Raw genomic sequence first — 18844 nt, 5'->3', positions numbered from 1 at the left:
TTAATCAAACCATTTGTGGTAAGTGTAATACCCTCTGGATATTTCGAATCCGAATCTCGTCAGAACTTTTTGTACAGCGATATTATTAAGTTGGGTAGAGATGACTATCCTCTTGGCATTTTTTGATAAGCACCACTCCATTGCTCTGCACAAAAAAGAAAGGTAGATGCCCTGTCCTTGAAAGTCCGGATGTATGCCTCCCAAAAACAATTCACCCTCATCGGGACTATTAATCCTGAAAACACCAAATGCCACTATTCTGCCGTCTATTTCGGCTACCAGAAAATTTTCATCAAAGCCTCGGGAGGCACAGGCTTTTTTTGCCCAGTCAACATATGCCTCATCACATTTATTACTATCCAATCTTGGGTCAGCATGATAGTGGCCAAAATAACCACGAAATGATTCTGTGGCAACCAACCTCATCTCTTCTTCTTCACCGGCACGGATAGGTCTAAAATGTGCCATACCATTATCAGAGGGGATCTTTCGTTTCGTAAGGTCAAGTGTATAATAAACAAGGGTATCCATCAACAAGAAGCCTTTTTTTTCCATGGTTTGGGCTATCTTCAGATCGGACATGCTGCAACGGGCAATAAGTAATTTTACCTGTTCCTTTCTACAAAATTCCAGTATTGAGGGTAAACTTTCTATGGTCACCCCAACAACTCTTGCGGTTTGAATACCAAACCGCTCTTTATCGATATCTGAAAGAAATACGTTAGACGAAGCTGAACTCATTAATTCTCCCTATTCAATAATTTTATAAAATGACCGATTCTCGGCTGTTTCTCTATGTTCCGGAAATGTATGCATTCCAAGTTTACACTGCGAAGATTTGCACAACTAATCATCAATTTCAACTTTTTATCCTTAATATTTACGCCTGGAAAAATTCAGTTCTTAATATTACTCGGGTTGAGAATAATTTTCTATTTTATAATGTCGGCAATGGTTTTGAAAAATCGTTTCGCGCAGACGCCGCATCACCTTTTCCAAACCCGGTACCGGATCGGGGAGTAACTAATGTAGAACCTTTTTTCTTGGCTTTAGCTTCACTCTCCTTCAAACGAATTAAAATATCCATTCCTTGCAGATGTTCTTCTTTAAATTTGTAATAATCGCTGATGTTAATTTTATAGATATCGTAGATAAATCGAGCGGCGTTAGGATTCACATTAAGATAGAAATGAAAAATATTAAGAAGAACTTGTGGGTTTGTAACCTTCCTGAAGCGTACTGGACTAAGATCAACAGAGCTCATTTCCGGCGAGATGGTGGGAAGTAATGATTTATGCATCAGGATCGCAGCGTTCTGGCCAAAGTACAAAAGTCTCCACTCTCCTCCCGCTTGCAGGAAATCATAGATCAAAACGAGTTGCCGATAATGGAGTATCGCAATCTTGAACGGATATTTTTCCCTGAAACGCTGAATATCTTTGCCGGTTACATGGACGTTGGTAAAGGCCATGTAGTCGGGGAAAGTCTGTTTCCTGAATGGGCTGCAACGGGGATCGATAAAAACCTTGTAGTCAGGATAAAGATCCCACATCAGGTAACCACCGATAACATAATCATTAAAGATCGGTCCTTCCGGATGATATTTTTTCAAGAAAGCCACTTCCTCTACAGGGACAAAGCTATCAATGCCAATGCCGAACCATTTGCTTCCAGCACCGTATCTGACAGTGAAATAGGAGGTGCTTGCAAAAAAGAAAAAGAAAACAAGCAACGATAAGATGGTTGCCTTGCCGAGAATGTTTTTTAATTTTAACCGATGAAGCAGGTAAAAGAATGAGAAAAAAAAGGCGAGAGGAAAGAAGTAAGATGCCCGGCTTGTTTCCATGCCTTTCCAGTATAAGGCGACATTAACGAAAAGCAACGCAAAATCGCAGGCTCTCTTTTTGATTAATTCGTAGAGGAAAAGGCAGCCCCCAAAAAACATCATTATGGTCATAATCCAGGCAGTTTGCCCCAATTTGAAAGAGGCAACATTGATATCCTTCAAGTATGGCCAGAGGCTCAACCAGGCCAGGATATATTTGTTGATCAGGGCCATATAGGCAGCAGAGGAAGTCAGTCCATTATAAGTGCTCAACGGATAATCAATGCCATAAGGATTCAGCACAGTGGCGGCAAAAGAAAGAACACAAGCGATTCCCAGATGGGTCAAATCTTTGGTGGTAAATGATTCTTCTGCAAAGAAAATTCTGTTTAAAAGTTCACCTGTAAAGACGAGAACTAGAAAAATGAGTCCGAAGAGAAATGCACCGTGTAAATTAACCCAGAGGGCAAAAAGTAAGGGATAAATATAAAAAGTAAGCGTTTGGCGGGTCAACTTAACGTAAAAAAAGATAAATACCGTCCAGCAAAACAGAAGAGCTGAAAATAACTCGGGCTTGTACATACTGCAGGCGAGGGAGCAGGCCATACCAATCGCGGCAATGATGGTAACGCTGGTTATATCGAGTCTCTGACGAATCAGGCGGAGAAAAAGATAAAATGAAACAAAAACTCCAATGAATATGAGCCACTGAATGATCCATAAGCCAAACCCTCCCATGAGGCTGTAACCCAGATAAAAAACGATACTTCCCATGCAAGTGTTATAAATCCAGGTCGGGTCTGTCGGTGTCCAGGAAAAGATCGATTGATCCGCAATAAGGGTGTGATGGGTAAGATAATATTTACCAAGCGCCATTTGCCACCATAGATCGGTATCTAATTGTTCCACGGGATTTCTCAACAGAATCAAGACGGGTAGAAGAACAATCACTGTCCACTTCAAATAGCGGGAAGAAGCCATTTTTTCCGCTAAAGCAGAGAAAGTAGGCATTATTGAAGAACGATGGTTCTGAGTATTAAGCTGGTCAGTTACCGGTTGAATAATTGTGCCTGATTCTTCTTTGCTTTCGCTCATTAGCGCCCCCCCCCTTTTTTATTAATGAATAGAAATAAAAGTGCTCCGGATTTGGCATCATTAATTCCTCGACTTGAAATACATTCTCATACCAGAGGAGTCTCCATTCAGAGATGCTCATAAAAATTCCTGATAGTCTCAGATACAGAATGGACATCGTTATTCGTCATTTCATAGTAAAGTGGCAGGCGCAACAGGCAGTCGCTTACTCTCTTGGTAACATCTAAAGTTCCATACGCCCGGCCATACAACTTTCCCGCAGGGGAACTGTGAAGAGGCACGTAATGAAACACGGCCAATATGCCCTGCCCCCTTAAAAATTCGGTTAGTTTCGTTCTTTCTTTTAATGACCGGGTTACGATGTAGAACATATGACCGTTACTACAACAATCATTGAGAATGAACGGAAGTTGGATATAACCTTTTTCAGCCAGGGGCCGCAATCCTTCCATATAGAGATCATAGATCAAATTACGTTTGGTGATAATTTGATCGGCGTTTTCCATTTGGGCATAAAGGAATGCGGCGAGGATATCGCTGGGAAGGTAAGATGATCCAATATCAACCCATGTGTATTTATCCACTTGTCCGCGAAAAAATTTACTGCGATTGGTGCCTTTTTCGCGGATAATTTCGGCTCGCTCAACAAATTTGTCGTCATTAATAAGCAGCGCTCCACCCTCTCCCGAAATGATGTTTTTTGTCTCATGAAATGAACAAGCACCGAAATGTCCAATTGTTCCCAGTTGATTTCCTTTGTATGTGGACATGATTCCTTGCGCGGCATCTTCAATCACAAAAAGATTATGCCTCCTTGCTATATCCATGATAGCGTCCATTTCACAGGAGACACCGGCGTAATGAACCGGCAGGATGGCTTTAGTGTGAGGTGTGATGGCTTTTTCAATTAGATTTTCATTGATGTTAAGAGTGTCGGGGCGAATATCTATAAACACCGGTACTCCTCCCCGTAACGCAAAAGCGTTGGCCGTTGAAACAAATGTATATGAAGGCATGATAATTTCATCACCAGGCTGTATATTTGCCAAAATTGCCGCCATCTCCAAAGCCGCTGTGCAGGAATGTGTCAGTAACACCTTACGGCATCCCAGATGTTCCTCCAGCCATGCATGACATTTTTTTGTGAAGGGACCATCGCCGGCTGTATGGTGATTATCAATAACAGCCTGCGCAATGTAGAAGAGTTCTTTGCCGGCAATAAATGGCTTGTTGAAGGGGATCTTTATTTTATTATTTGTCATATGTTCTACCTTTTCTTTGCTATACATAATAGCGAACCACCGGCGGGAAATGAAAAGCCCGCTTTGATCATTCGCGTCTCAGCTATAAAGATCGAACTTAGTAAATAATTAAAGACAGGGTTGATATTTATCTCTGCCTTAACACTTTTTTCTATCGCTTTTTTTGAGCAAAAAAGATAACGCCCCCGTAGTAAAACAATAACCGGCAGCAAGAGACTCATGAATGATATCATCCTGACAACTTCAAATCCACTTTTTGTTACTTTCTCTCCAAGCATCGCGCGGGTATATCTCCTTTTATGGAACCCCTGATCATCTGCTGCGCTCCATAACCACTTATGCTGGGGTACGGTGGCTATTATTCCTCCGCCATGCCGCACAGCCTTATACATCTGGCTTAGCACCTGTTCATCTTCTTCTACATGCTCGATCATATCGAAGGCACCAACTACATCGAATTCATTATTGAAGGGGATGTGGCGCGCATCCATTTGTATAAAATTTGCCTGCGGCACTCTTGAGGCTGCAAATTTAAGACCGCTTGTAAATATATCGGCTCCGGTATACTTCTTTTCGGGAAAGGCTGAAGACAATCCGCTAAGAACATAACCCGTTCCACAGCCTATCTCCAACAACGATTCCGTGTTGGAAAAATATTTGTTCATTGCCCAGATTATTAATTTATTTCGTTCCGGAAACCAAAAGCAGTTGCTTTCCTGTTGAAATAACCTCGCGTGAGCGGTAGCGTCAAAATTATCGTTATTCGTGGCAAGTCCAGGAGCAAATGCTAAGAATCCATCAATCATTTTCGCGGTAAAGCCACAACATCCGCATGATGAATCATTAAGCAATTCACTGTTACAACCGGGGCATACCTTCATCCATAAACCTCATTGTTAACAGAAATTACATATCCCATACATTTTATCAATCAACGTTAGCAGGCATTTGTTTCCCCGTACGGATTAACTTCCAAAATGGGAGAAGGTGAACAAATCCTAAAATTAAAGCCATAACACCATAAAGCCTAATTATCAAAGCACCCGTCTGAGCAAGAGGAATATCCTGCTGGAAATAAACAAGAAAAGAGGAAATACTGATCTCACTTATGCCAAGAGCACCGGGGATCAAACTCAAAATGCTGATCAAGGTGGTAATGGTCGTCAGCGCGACCATTTCCGGAAAATTAATTGAAATGGAAATACTGCGCAAACTAGCGTACCAACCGAGAATAATAATAAACCAACTCGCGATTGTCAGGGAAACCACTATTGTCAGAACCCTACCATTTTTTACGCATTGATTAAATGGTTGAAAAAAACGTCCCACGGCGTTGCCTGGTGATGTACGCCGGATGATCAGAAAAAAAACAGTAATACAAATCAAAATCAGCGCTACTGCGGCAAACATTGTCCACCTGTCCAGATATTTTACAACACCGAACAACAAACAGATTAATGCCATCAGCAAAACGATAATTAAATCGAGAATTCTCTCCGTCATAAAAATGCCGTAACCGGGAATTCTTTCCAGTGCGCCGATCTTCTTTAACAACTCGACCTTTAACGCTTCTCCGGATTGAAGGGGCGTAACGATGGCAAAGGACATAGACAAGGCTCCCACGAGATACAAACGGCAGAAATCTATATGAATATCAGCCGCCCTCAATAAAACAAACCAGCGCATCGTTCGAATAAACCAATAAAACAGGATTGTTCCGGTACTTGCGCCAAGAAATAATTTTACGTCAACCTTTGTCAGAAGTTGAAAAATAACATTCCATTGGAAATAATAGATTATATAGTACGCGCAAAAGAAAAAGATGGCAGCGCTCACTATTATGCTTAAAAGTTTTTTAATATTTATTTTTCTCCGATAGTATTTCGTTCTTTATTAAAGGCCGTGTCCTGAACGCGGATTAATGATAGTGGCCAGTTCAAAAGCAATTTCCACTGCCTGCTCGGCGTTCAGCCGTGGATCGCAGTTGGTCTGGTAATTAAGTTGTAAATCCCTGTCCTGCAGGCGACGGCTTCCTCCGGTGCATTCAGTGACATTATCACCGGTCAATTCCAAGTGAACCCCGCCGGCTATAGTTCCTTCCGCTTCGTGAATTTTCCAGAAGGTGACAACCTCGTTGAGTATATCTTTATACTTCCTTGTTTTTTGCGAACGCTTGTTTATATAGGTATTGCCGTGCATAGGATCACATACCCACACAATATTAAATCCTTCTTTTTTCATTTCCCGAAGGAGAGGCGGTAGTAAGTAGTTGATTTTTTCAGCGCCTAAACGAGTAATCATGGTAAGACGTCCCGGTTCGTTATCAGGATTAAGCTTTGCCACGATTTTTTTTATATCGTCAATTACGTAACCGGGGCCTATTTTCACGCCGACAGGATTACAAACTCCCCGCATAAATTCAATATGCGCTCCATCCGGCTGCCGCGTGCGGTCTCCTATCCAAAGCATATTGGCACTGGTATCATACCAGTCGCCGGTAGTCGTATCGATTCTTGTCAATGCCTCTTCATATTCCAGAAGAAGGGCTTCATGAGAAGTATAAAGAGAAACCTGATCTAACTGCGGATTAGTGCTTTTTATACCTATGGCATCCATGAATCCTATAGCCTTTTTAATTCCCCTGACGAGTTCTTCATATTTAGGATTTGAGGGAAAAGCTTTTAAGCTAACTTCACTCCACGCGTGAACCTGATCCAGTGACGCGTAACCACCCGTGGTAAAGGCTCTGACAAGATTAAGAGTTGCGGTAGCTCTGAAATATCCTTCCAAAATTCTTCTTGGGTCAGGAGTTCTAGCTTCCACAGTTGGTTCGGGACTATTTATCATATCTCCGCGATAGCTCGGAATCGTTAGTTTGCCTACTTTTTCTGTATCTGACGAACGGGGTTTCGCGTATTGGCCGGCCATTCTACCTATTTTTATTACTTTCCTCTCTCCCGCATAGGTTATAATTGCTGACATTTGCAGTATAACTTTTAAAAGATCGTGAATATAAGGTCCGTGACAGCGGGAAAAATCTTCAGAGCATTCACCGGCCTGCAGAACAAAAGCCTTGCCTCTAAGCACCTCGGCAAGATCCTGCTTCAAGGAACGGCTTTCTCCGGCAAAAACCAGTGCAGGCAATTGGGAAATCTTATTCAATATCTCTTCACTTGCCCGGTGCTCTGGCCAAAGTGGTTGTTGACGAGTGGGGAAAAAACGCCAGCTTGATTTTGTCCATTTATTTGGGTTTTTTTCAGCCATTGATAATTGTTAACCTAAATTGAATTTATATCATGTATTCGGTATAAAAAACATAACTGTTTCATGGAGACCATCCGTGTAATGGCGCAAGTATAGTAAATAATCGTTTCGTATGGCAAAAATTTGTTCAGGTATCTTCCATAAGTCGTCAATTTTGTGATAACAGCAAATGGCAAGTTTGGGATGGTCCTCTAATATATGCGCTCTAGCGCCTTCCAGGGCAATTCCTTCAGACCCTTCAATATCCATTTTGATAAAGGAAACCGCTTCTTTTATCTGATTGTCAATTGTATCCACTTCAATTTCCGTATCACCCGTATCGCTCAACTTACTTGCCGATCCTCCACCGGAACTGAACCGCAGCTTTTTTTTTGCATCGGCTAAACCCATCATGTAGAAACGTATATTGCCGTACCCGGATAATTTATTGCGTGCAAGAGCAATATTTTTGGCGTCAGGTTCAAAAAAATGAATCATTTTATAATTAGGACATCTTTTAATAAATTCAACAGCCGTTTGTCCGTCAAACCCCCCTACGTCAACATAAGCTTCGCCAGGTTTCAATTCAAGAAAATCTTCAAAATATTGTCTGTCTTGCGCGTCCTTAAAACCGAGCATGTAATTTAAATCACTTGATGCTCTAAAGTTCAAGAGCTTGCCAAGCACGTTTCTGGACTTTTTATCTGCTAGGCGATCATGCAGTATTTGATACTTGTGTAAATTCTTTTCCATATCTTCTTTACTTCTACGCAAGAAATCAATTTCTTTCAGCGCGAGTCCTGAGTATTTCAAAAAATTAAAATAATCCAAACAAGTGAATCCGCGATCTTGTAGTCTTCTCAATGCGGTCAAAGGCAGAACGAATATCACAGCCGAAACAATTATGCTTTCTTTTGGAATCTTATCCATTTTAACAATTGGCTTACCTAAGAATTCGGTTTCAATCGTAAAGTCATCAATAAAGCCGTTGATATCAATACAGTTGGCAATACTGACCGCGTATTCATTGCGGCCCAGCACATAGCGGGGTCTTGTCTTCTCATGTATGAAAAGACTACAGAATTCAACTGCATCAGAATATTTTTTTTCAGGATATATTTTAAACAACAATGATTTCCTAATTATTCTCAAGATTTGATGATGATATTTTCTGCCAGCGATTATTCTTTGCCGACTGGGATATTGCCTCAAGCATCTCCAGACCTTCTTTCGCTATAGTGGCGGAAAAAGTCCATGGCGATGTATGAACGCCTGTTTTCTTAAATTCAAGCAAGCTATCAGCCAGATCATAATAATGATTGGCAAACGCTTCCATGAAACCGTCCGGATGTCCGGACTTGAAGCGATTATAACGCAACTGATCCGCAATCTCAACGCACGATGCCCGGTCAATGATTTCCCTCCTGCCTTTAACATCATTGAAAATTAATTCTTCCGGTACAAGCTGAAACCATTCCGCGCTGCCATTTTTTCCATAGACCCTGACACGCAGGCCATTACGATATCCTAAAGCCATTTTACTGTACCATATCTGACTGCGCAGATTTCCGGTATAACGTGCAAGGCAAATAACATTATCCGTCACATCTTTAAAAAAACCGTAACTGGTTTGATCGGCGACAACCTGAAGAGGTTTTTCTCCGGTTAAAAAATATATAATGTTATGAAGATGAGAACCGAGATCAAGAGATATAATCGGTATCTTACCGTCTTTCAATCGCCAGGCCTGAGGTTTGGGCGGCTGTCCATTCTTATTCAAACGGACATAACCTTCTTGCGGCATTTCTATCTGTATCAGGTTAATAACTCCCAGTTTTCCATCAATGATCATTTGCCGGAGTTCCCGCAACATAGGATATCCAGTGTAATTGTAGGTGACAGCTAAAAATCCCTTGTTCATATCGATAGCTCGACAAATGGCCGCGGCCTCTTTACTTGATGTGGCCAAGGTTTTTTCGCAGATAACAGGAAAACCATTATTTAAAGCTTCAATCGCCATTTCTGAATGAGATGGAGTCGGAGTCAGCAGACAGACAGCGTCCAATTTATTTTTTTCATTTCTCAATAAAACATGCCAGTCATCGTAGACACGGGATTTATCCAATCCCCACTGCGCGGCCGTCTCACGGTTGATTTTATCATTGGTGCTGAAACAGCCAGCTTCCAAAACCCAGCGATTATCCATTTGGGAAGCAATCCGGTGAGTGTTCCCAACAGCGGAATTGAGCCCACCGCCAATGAAGCCTATTCTAAAAGGTGTTTGTCCCATTTTTTATTCCTTTTCTTTATAAAGGTTTATTAATAATTATTTCCGGGTGATAAGCAATATTATTCCGTTACGACCCGGATTAATTCCTGCATGTGTTCTGTTTTCTCCATCATTTCGTCCTGTGATTGAAACTTAAGAAAAACAATGCCGAACTTGGTGGTCATCACATCAGAAACAACATCTCCTTTTTCCCACCACATAAACTTATCAATTATTTGTTCCTTGATGCTGTCATCAAATAATATGTCTCTGACCCTTCCTGCGGTTGCGCTCATAACGCAGTGACGGGTAAAAAATCCTTTGGGTTCCACTTGAGTCAATCCGGAACAATCCAGCCCTGCGGAAGATTTGACTATCCATGATGGATAGTCCACTCCAGTGGCGTGCTCAACCAGCTTTATATATAGATCTCCAGGCGCGCGGCGGCATATTTCAATGATAATCGGTTCCTCTCCCCTTAATATATATTGAATGTGAAAGATACCTGTTTTTAACGAAAGCAAAGACGCGATTTTTTCTGATTCGGCACAAAGTGTTTTCATCGCTTTTTGAGGAACAATGCCGGGAACAGAAGCCGCCGACACCAAATAGGGATTTAAAAAATAATGTTCATTATCGGAAAAGAAAAATACGACGCGACAGTCAACCAAAAAAACGGAAAAACCATGACGGCTACCGGAAATAAATTCTTCAGCAACAGCTCTCTTCATCCGCGAAACAGCTAATGCCTTTTCAATCGCCATTTCCGCTTCGGTTATTTCATTGATTGTGGACATGCCCTTTCCACCCGTTAGATCAACTGGCTTGATAATAACGGGAAATGCAAAAGATTTCATTCCCTCTAAAGCATCCTTTTTATTTGTGAATGAAATTGCCTTGGGTGCCGCAATGCCATGTTCAAAGGCAAACTGCCTGTATTGATCTTTGTAGTGAATGACCCGTGCAACTTTGTATGGATCGTGACCAGGCAGACCCAGCTTTTCCGCGGTATAAGCAGCTGACAATGCGGAAAAATCGTTACAGCAGGCACAAATGGCGGAAACTTTCAAATTATTTGCCAGTTTAAGAATGGCCTCACAATCTGAAAAATCAGCCATCTTATATTCGTCGGAATATTTATGTCCAAGCTCGTCAGGCCTGTTGCCGCTGGTGATAACATAATATCCTAATTTTTTAGCCGACAGGATAAGTGGTATATCGGCGTAACCACCGCCGGCAAGGAGCAGTTTCTTTTTCTTATTTTTCATTAATAATCCGTAAAACAGCGCCGTATAGAATTTTATAAGGAATCGTCCTGAACAGAAGCCGGTGTTCGCTCATCAACAACATAGAGCGGTCTTCCCTTTACTTGATTAAAAATCCTTCCTATGTAAATGCCCAGAATTCCCATTCCAAAGAGAAGAACGCCGGACAAGAAAAACATTGAAACCATCATACTGGTCCACCCGGCGGGAATATAATCAAATAAAAAATAGCGTATAAAGAGCAATGCTCCATAGCAAAAAGCCGCAAAAGCCATAAGGAATCCGAACTGAACGCACACCTTCAAAGGTTTGTTGGAGTATGAAACAATTGTATCCATTGCCAGTGAAAACCTGCGAGTTAGGCTATAACTCGATTTACCTTCAGTACGTTTGCCGTGCCTGATGTCAATTGTCTTTGGCTCAAAGCCAGCCCATCGAATCAGCAAAGTGAAAACGCTGGGTTGCTCAGGCAATGTTTTAACCACATTAACAACTTTACGGGAATAGATTCCAAAATTTGACTGAGCAGAATCGGTTTTCTGATCAGTCATATATTTGAATACGCTATGAAAGGCACGTGAGAAAAAACGTTTAATAAATCCATCCTGCCTTTCAACTCTGCGTCCGGTAACAACGTCATATCCTTTTTGCGCTTCTGCCCAAAGACGGGGAATCTCCTCCGGTATATCCTGCAAATCACAATCCATTATCACCAGCCAGTGACCACGTGCCAAATTTATACCTGCCATAATTGCGCTGTGCTGGCCGAAGTTTCTGGAGAGCTTTAACCCTATGACACGCTGGTCACTTTTAGCTATTCTACTAATTATTCCCCATGGATTTCCCGGCCCGCAATCATCAACAAAGATAAGTTCAAAACTCGCCGGAATTTGGCTCACGGCGGCGGAAACTCTTTCATAAAGAGGAACCAGCGTACTGTCGCTTCCATACACTGGCACAACAATTGAAATGTCAGGAACATCAACCATAAAAACCACCTTGGTGAAGGTTTTGTGAAAAAACACCATTCATGATTTTTTTTATTTTGTAGAGAGAAACTTTCGCACAACTGGCTATCAATTTCAACATTTTTTCTGCTTTGCCAGATAATAATTAGAAGTTAATATCTGAAGAAAGAAATTTCCCAGAACCGTTACCGATGAGAGAGCATTAAACAATTATGCCGCCAGATTGATATAGTCTAAGTAGGATGTATTTTATATTCCTTGACACTCAAAATCATACTACTTATACTTCAAAACCTTGAAGACTATGATTTTGTCGAAGCTTTAAGAAACAAAGATTAAACAAATTTTTTTAGTTCCAAATAACAAAACAGTTTAAAGTACTCGCTGTCAAATTATTTGTATTCAAATTATATGAAAATAGCTTTTGCCTCTATTGCCTATGAGTCTTTGGCAATATCAATATTATCAGCCATCGCCAAAAAAGAAGGACACTCTGTAAAATTATTGCATACCCCTACTTTGTTTAAAGACGGCCTCACCAGAGAATTCAAAAGGCTGGCAAGATTTTTTAGCAACGATAAAGAAATATTTAAACAGCTTAAGGCGTATCAGCCTGATCTGATCGCGTTTTCCGTGGTAACATTTGATTATCAGCGGGCGCTGCACTATGCCGAAGCTTTTAAGAAGATTTGTCCACAGGCGAAAATAGTTTTTGGCGGCATACATGTTTCTTCTGTTCCGGAAGTAGTTATCGCCAGCGAATTCATAGATTATATAGTCATCGGTGAAGGCGAGATTGCTTTTCCCGAAATTATCAAACATATTGAAAAAGGAAACTCTTCCGGGCCGATAGTAAACACATGGTATAGATCCCAAGATAACACCATTATTAAAGGCAAGCAGATCGGTTTTATTCAAGACCTTGATTCCCTTCCTCATTTTGACAATGAAATCTGGAAAGAAATATTCCCTTTAAAATCATATTACCTGACAATGACTTCCAGAGGATGTCCCTATAATTGTTCTTATTGTTTCAATCATTTTTTCAGAGATATTCCCGAGGAGAAATCAAATTACATCAGGCGAAGAAGCGTTAAACATGTAATGGAGGAATTGCGCGCCTATAAAGAAAAATACAAAATCAAGATGATTGAATTTTGGGATGACATTTTTATTTTTGATAAAAAATGGCTGAAAGATTTTCTGGAAGCATACAAAAAAGAAATAGCGATTCCCTTCAAATGTTACATACACGTGAATTTATTTGACGAAGATACGGCAATGCAACTGAAAGATGCCGGTTGCAAATGGGTGGATTTTGGAATTCAAAATATTAATGAAGAATACCGTAAAAAATATTTAAAACGTAACGAAACAAACGCCAATATAATGAAAGCCCTTCAGATTCTGAAGAAGCATAAAATTGTCTCTTTTGCTGATTACATTATCGGGTTGCCCGGCGATACTATAGAGCACTACGAGGAAGCCAGACTATTCTTTATTGAAAACATGCCTGATATTATAGAGCCCTACTGGATGTCCTATCATCCTCAGACTGAAATCATTGAGAAGGGTTTTGAACATAATATTTTAAATGCTGAAAAATTGGATTTAATAAATCATGGCCGTAATCCTCACAGTTATTTTGAAACCTCTCCGGCATCCCATGATTTTCACGATGAATATTATTTCATCCTTAAAGTTCTTCCCGCTGTGCCGGTTTTTTTAAGAAAGAAACTGACTTACAGCACATCCCAAAAGATACCTTACTTCATCAAGCTGCCTATTTTTATTTATTCTATTTTTTATTTAGCCGTCAAACATAGAAGTCCACGAATAAAACTTTTTTTAGCATTATATATGAAGCAAATGATGTGGATATTAAAATCTAAAATTTTTTCTGAAAAGCAAATATAAAGAGGATTAATTAACCACGCTTTTTTGTAGTCCGTCAAAAGGTACCTGACCAATGAAAGCTTTACTCATTAATCCGTTGATACCCGATACTTTCTGGAATTTTCGGCATGTTATGAAATTAATCCGTAAAAAGGCTTTTCACGTTCCTTTGGGACTACTGACGGTCGCGGCCATGTTTCCCAAGGATTGGGACATTAAGATGGTAGACATGAACACTGAAAGCCTCTCGGATGAAATAATTAAATGGTCCGACATGGTTTTCATCGGAGCCATGATAGTTCAAAAGGAGTCCGTAAGGCAGATTGTAGCCAGATGTCGCATTCTGGGCAAAGTAATAGTAGGTGGCGGCCCACTTTTTACAAGCTATAAGGATGATTTTAACGATGTCGATTACCTGGTTCTCAATGAGGCGGAGATAACTCTTCCCCTGTTTCTGAAGGACCTGGCCAATGGAAGCCCGCGCCGAATTTATACAACTGAGGAAAAACCCGACATTAATCTGACTCCACTTCCCAGATGGGATCTTATAGATATAAATATCTACGCTTCAATGTCAGTTCAGTATTCCAGAGGGTGCCCTTACGATTGTGAGTTTTGTGATATAACAAATCTTTATGGACGATATCCCAGATTAAAATCCAATGAGCAAATGATCCGTGAGTTTGACAGGCTCTACGAAATAGGTTGGCGCGGAAGTCTTTTCATTGTGGATGACAATTTTATCGGAAATAAATCGAAGGTAAAAACACTCCTCCGGGAGCTCAAAACATGGCAGGAGAAAAGAAATTTTCCATTTATTTTCTACACGGAAGCTTCGGTAAACCTGGCTCAGGATGAAGAGCTCATGAAACTTATGACGGCGGCGGGCTTTGGCCATGTCTTTCTTGGTCTGGAAACGCCGGAGGAAGAATGCTTTGCGGAATGCAGCAAACACCAGAACCGTTCGGTGGATCTTGTAGAAGCGGTCAAAACGATACAGCGAAACGGAATGGAGGTTATGGGTGGATTTATCATAGGTTTTGATAACGATCCGCCTGACATTTTCGAACGCCAGATAAAGTTCATTCAAAATAGCGGTGTAGTGCTGGCCATGATCGGGTTGCTCAATGCACCTCGGGGAACCCGCCTTTACCAGCGTCTTAAGGATGAAGGACGCCTAATTGATGACTGCTCCGGAGATAACTGTGACGGATCCTTGAATTTCATTCCCAAAATGGATCCGCAAGTGCTGAAAGAAGGCTACAGCGCTGTTCTGAATTATATATATTCCCCGAAAGAATACTATACAAGGCTTCTCGAATTTCTTAGGACGTACAAGCCCGTAAGGCCTCGCCCGTTAACGTTACTGGGAATAATTGCTTTTTTCAATTCCGTTCTTTATATGGGTATTTTCGACAAGTGGAGTAACAGCATCTACTTTTGGAAACTGCTGTTCAAGGCATTAATTTCTTATCGTCAGTCCTTAGGAGAAGCTGTAATGCTCATGATGTTTGGCTATCATTTCCGCAAGTTGTTAATAAAGTGAGCGTAGGAAGCCTTCGACCTGCCAGAGGCTGCACTATTCCCTTGACATGAAGAACATAAATTCTTAGTGTCTATTAATGGGCAAACAGTTCCTTATCAAACCAATTTCTAAAATATCTAAAATTACTTCATGAAAGTATTACTGGTAAATCCTGTCACTCGCAATATTTCTCTATCCTCTCCGGATCTGGGATTAGGCTATCTGGCTAAGGCTTTGGAAAGAAAAAATCATCAGGTTGCCATATTGGATTGTGTCAATCTTAGAATGACTTTTAAAAAATTTGAGGATTATATTGCCGGCTTTGATTTTGATGTTATCGGCTTCAGGGTATTTTCCACAGATTTACCTTCAGTTAAGAAATCTTTGTTACTTGTTAAAAAAAGGCGCCCTGATGCCAAGATTATTCTCGGCGGAGCTCATCCTTCAGTTTTTCCGGAACAAACGCTGCAATATTTTGAAGAAGCCGATTTTGCTATCAGAGGTGAAGCGGAAGCGGGCCTGTCAGATTTGATAAGTAATTTCCCGAATTTGGATATAGCCCAAAAAGAACAGATCCCTGGTTTGATTTGGAGAAACAACGGCGAAATAAAAAGTAATCCTCCCGTTTTTCCGGAAGATTTGGACTCACTGGGACATCCTGATTGGAATTTAATAAATCCCTGCAATTATCCATTTCAGACATCCTATCTTACAAAATCGAAAATTGTAGCTCCTCTTATTATGACCAGAGGATGTCCCTATCATTGTTCGTTCTGCTCCTGCCGTTCGGTTACCGGACATAAAATAAGGTCCCATAGTGTTTCTTATATAATAGAGGAAATAAGATACTTGAAGTCAAATTTTGGAATCAAAGAAGTGTGTTTCATTGACGATAATTTTTTGGTTTTCAAGAACCTGGTTAGTGATTTGTGTGAACAGTTGATTAAACAGAAGATCAATATAAAATGGTCCTGTTTTGGTATTCGCTTGGATTTGATTGATAAAGACATATTAAATTTAATGGAAAAATCAGGTTGTTATTTATTAACCGTGGGAATCGAGTCAGGGTCTCAGCGAATTCTCGACCATATGAAAAAAAAATTAACCCTTAATCTTATAAAGAGTAAAATAAATCTTATTAATGCCGAAACTCATATCAAAATTATCGGCAATTTTATTTTGGGGTATCCTCTGGAGACAGAGGAAGATATTTATAAAACAATACGGCTGGCTAAAAGTCTGCCTCTTTCTGGTGCGAATTTCTTTCCCTTTCATCCCACGCCCGGCACGGAGATATTTGATGAATTACTGATAAAGAAAGAATTAAAAACTATAGACTGGGATTTGATGGGACAGGATCTGAGACCATATATACCTGAAGGTATTACTAAACAGAAATTTACATGGTTGTTTGTTCTGGCATTTTTAAAGTTTTATATACGCCCCGGGATCATATTTAATGTTCTGGTTGCGACTCGCTCTCTCGAAAGATTAAAATATATTTTTCGCAGACTTTTTATATTTATTAAATGATTTTCAGTTTATTTTATTGTCGCCGAATTTCAATCGGAAATAAGTAAAAAAAGTAATGAATTCTAATTTAATGTTTGATATAAATTCAACCCGAATGAAAACTTGAACCAAATCGGTTATTAACGTGGTCTTGAATTAAGGAATAAAATGAAAAATAAGAGTGCCCAAAAACATAAAAAAAATACTGGACCACTGGATCATGTCAACCGTTGCAATCAGGTAGATGATGCCCGGCGGGTTAGTGAAGAAAAATATGCAACCGTTGTGGAAAACGCGCCGGATGGTATCTCGATTATTCAAGATGAGATTATTAAGTTTGCCAACAAACGCCAGGCAGAAATATCCGGATATACAGTCGAAGAACTGATTGGTAAATCAATATATGACTTGGTGCCTCCCGATTTTGTCTCTGTGATAAAAGAAAGAGTTGCTCTGCGTGAACAAGGCAAGGACATACCCGAAATATTTCATGTAAGACTCTTATGCAAAGACGGTACGATCAAAGAAACAGAATCATCAACAAAACTTATCCAATACGAAAGCAGGCCTGCTTCTATGGCTATAACCAGAAACATAGCCGAACGCAAGCGGGAAGAGGAAAAACTTCAACAAACCATTAACGATCTCAAAAAAGCAGTTAACACAACTGTTCAGGTTTTGGTGTCCGCTCTGGAATCCAGAGATCCCTATACAGCCGGTCACCAGTCCCGGTCTGCAAATCTGGCCTGCGCTATTGCCGCTGAGATGGGATTGGATCAGGAAAAAATTGAGGGAATCCGCATGGCCGGTGTTATACATGACATCGGAAAATTATCCGTACCCGTGGAGGTGTTGGCCAAGCCCACAAAGCTGTCAGAATTGGGATTTTCTCTGGTTAAAGAACATGCGCGGAGTGGATACGAAATGCTTAAAAATGTCGAATCTCCCTGGCCGTTGGCACAAATTGTTCACCAGCATCACGAACGAATGGATGGTTCCGGTTATCCCCGAAATCTGAAAGGGGATGAAATTATTATGGAGGCTCGTATTCTGGCCGTGGCGGATGTGGTGGAGGCCATGGCTTCCCATCGCCCCTATCGTTCGGCCTGGAGTATTAAAATAGCCCTTGAAGAGATCGATAAAAATAAGGGAATTCTTTATGACAACACGGTTGCCGATGCTTGTTTAAGATTATTCCGGGAAAAAAGCTATCAGCTTGCGTGATATGGAAAAAACAGCGCAATATAAAAACATATTTCAAACGCAAATTATTAAAATATTTTTTTCACTCTTTCAATCGTAAATCATCAAAAAATGGTTGAAGAAATGTGTGGACAAAAAGAGATAGAAAATATTAAATAATAGCCAGTAAAATTTTGCCGGAAGGAATTGTATGGAGAGGGTATATTTCACCGAGTACAAAGGAAAGAAGCTTCTTTATATAGATATGTCCAAATGCAGTGCTGAGGAGATGTTTGCGGTCATCGCGAACGCAAGAGAAATCATCAGAAACCAGCCCGAGGCATCAGTTTTCTCTCTTACGGACGTGACCGACGCCTGGTTCGATCCTGAGGTGATTGATGCCATGAAGGAATTCGTGGCCGGCGACAAGCCTTATGTGGTTGCGGCGGCAGTGGTAGGTGTGACTGGCAGGGTAATGAAATTATTCGGCAGAAGACTAGTTCTGTTCGATACTATAGAACAGGCAAAGGAATGGCTGGCAGATCGATAAAAAGCATTGGAATTCAGTTATTCTGGAGAAACTTAGTTCATAAAAAATACGCTAACCAAACACTTCATCGGATCGGCGCGTGCTCAGTCCTTCCCGTGAGATAGGAGTTGCTCTCTTTTAAGCGGTAATCTTCACTTATCTCTGCTTAATTAATCTATTTGTTTGTAGGTGAACTAAACAATGCTACCGGATCGTAAATTGGATTTTATTTCCTTCTTCCTGTAACAAATAAATCGTCAATCTCAACGAAAA

At 40.6% G+C, this 18844-nt stretch carries 15 protein-coding genes; 5 read left to right on the top strand and 10 right to left on the bottom strand.

Translation table 11 applies throughout. From position 1 onward, the window contains the following. From CVU62_00960 to CVU62_00915, 10 genes are all read right to left on the bottom strand, one after another. Positions 1 to 741 (bottom strand): hypothetical protein, encoded by a 741-nt coding sequence (locus CVU62_00960; GenBank protein ID PKN38801.1) that lies wholly within the window; start codon positions 739 to 741, stop codon positions 1 to 3. 196 nt (positions 742 to 937) lie between these two features. Further along, on the bottom strand, positions 938 to 2920 hold the full coding sequence (locus tag CVU62_00955) for a hypothetical protein (GenBank protein PKN38800.1): 1983 nt from the start codon (positions 2918 to 2920) through the stop codon (positions 938 to 940). A 107-nt stretch (positions 2921 to 3027) separates the two neighbouring features. Continuing rightward, a complete protein-coding gene (locus tag CVU62_00950; protein PKN39432.1) occupies positions 3028 to 4167 on the bottom strand; it encodes a dTDP-4-amino-4,6-dideoxygalactose transaminase in 1140 nt (379 codons plus the stop codon). A 20-nt stretch (positions 4168 to 4187) separates the two neighbouring features. Continuing rightward, positions 4188 to 5063, bottom strand: a complete 876-nt coding sequence (locus CVU62_00945; protein PKN38799.1) for an SAM-dependent methyltransferase — start codon at positions 5061 to 5063, stop codon at positions 4188 to 4190. A 46-nt stretch (positions 5064 to 5109) separates the two neighbouring features. Continuing rightward, complete coding sequence (locus CVU62_00940; protein PKN38798.1) at positions 5110 to 6048, bottom strand: hypothetical protein; 939 nt, start codon at positions 6046 to 6048, stop codon at positions 5110 to 5112. Between the two features lie 27 nt (positions 6049 to 6075). Further along, on the bottom strand, positions 6076 to 7446 hold the full coding sequence (locus CVU62_00935) for a 3-deoxy-7-phosphoheptulonate synthase class II (GenBank protein PKN38797.1): 1371 nt from the start codon (positions 7444 to 7446) through the stop codon (positions 6076 to 6078). A gap of 30 nt (positions 7447 to 7476) precedes the next feature. Then, a complete protein-coding gene (locus CVU62_00930; protein ID PKN38796.1) occupies positions 7477 to 8553 on the bottom strand; it encodes an FkbM family methyltransferase in 1077 nt (358 codons plus the stop codon). A gap of 10 nt (positions 8554 to 8563) precedes the next feature. Continuing rightward, complete coding sequence (locus CVU62_00925; protein ID PKN38795.1) at positions 8564 to 9715, bottom strand: gfo/Idh/MocA family oxidoreductase; 1152 nt, start codon at positions 9713 to 9715, stop codon at positions 8564 to 8566. Positions 9716 to 9774: 59 nt separating this feature from the next. Beyond that, positions 9775 to 10962 carry a phosphoribosylglycinamide synthetase gene (locus tag CVU62_00920; GenBank protein PKN38794.1) on the bottom strand — a complete coding sequence of 396 codons (1188 nt, stop codon included), beginning with the start codon at positions 10960 to 10962 and terminating at the stop codon, positions 9775 to 9777. Positions 10963 to 10994: 32 nt separating this feature from the next. Beyond that, positions 10995 to 11948, bottom strand: a complete 954-nt coding sequence (locus CVU62_00915; protein PKN38793.1) for a glycosyltransferase — start codon at positions 11946 to 11948, stop codon at positions 10995 to 10997. Between the two features lie 390 nt (positions 11949 to 12338). On the opposite strand from CVU62_00915, the gene CVU62_00910 reads away from it, so the two are divergent. From CVU62_00910 to CVU62_00890, 5 genes are all read left to right on the top strand, one after another. Next, positions 12339 to 13844 (top strand): hypothetical protein, encoded by a 1506-nt coding sequence (locus CVU62_00910; GenBank protein PKN38792.1) that lies wholly within the window; start codon positions 12339 to 12341, stop codon positions 13842 to 13844. 52 nt (positions 13845 to 13896) lie between these two features. Beyond that, positions 13897 to 15369 carry a B12-binding domain-containing radical SAM protein gene (locus CVU62_00905; protein PKN38791.1) on the top strand — a complete coding sequence of 491 codons (1473 nt, stop codon included), beginning with the start codon at positions 13897 to 13899 and terminating at the stop codon, positions 15367 to 15369. A 129-nt stretch (positions 15370 to 15498) separates the two neighbouring features. Continuing rightward, the gene (locus tag CVU62_00900) at positions 15499 to 16881 is read left to right on the top strand and encodes a hypothetical protein (protein PKN38790.1); all 1383 of its coding nucleotides are present in this window, start codon (positions 15499 to 15501) and stop codon (positions 16879 to 16881) included. Positions 16882 to 17028: 147 nt separating this feature from the next. Next, positions 17029 to 18084, top strand: a complete 1056-nt coding sequence (locus CVU62_00895; protein ID PKN38789.1) for a hypothetical protein — start codon at positions 17029 to 17031, stop codon at positions 18082 to 18084. 169 nt (positions 18085 to 18253) lie between these two features. Next, a complete protein-coding gene (locus CVU62_00890; protein PKN38788.1) occupies positions 18254 to 18592 on the top strand; it encodes a hypothetical protein in 339 nt (112 codons plus the stop codon). The last annotated feature ends 252 nt before the right edge of the window (positions 18593 to 18844 follow it).

Source organism: Deltaproteobacteria bacterium HGW-Deltaproteobacteria-2 (assembly GCA_002840505.1).
In the GTDB taxonomy this organism is placed as follows: domain Bacteria; phylum Desulfobacterota; class Syntrophia; order Syntrophales; family Smithellaceae; genus Smithella.
This window is presented reverse-complemented; position numbering and strand designations above follow the sequence as displayed.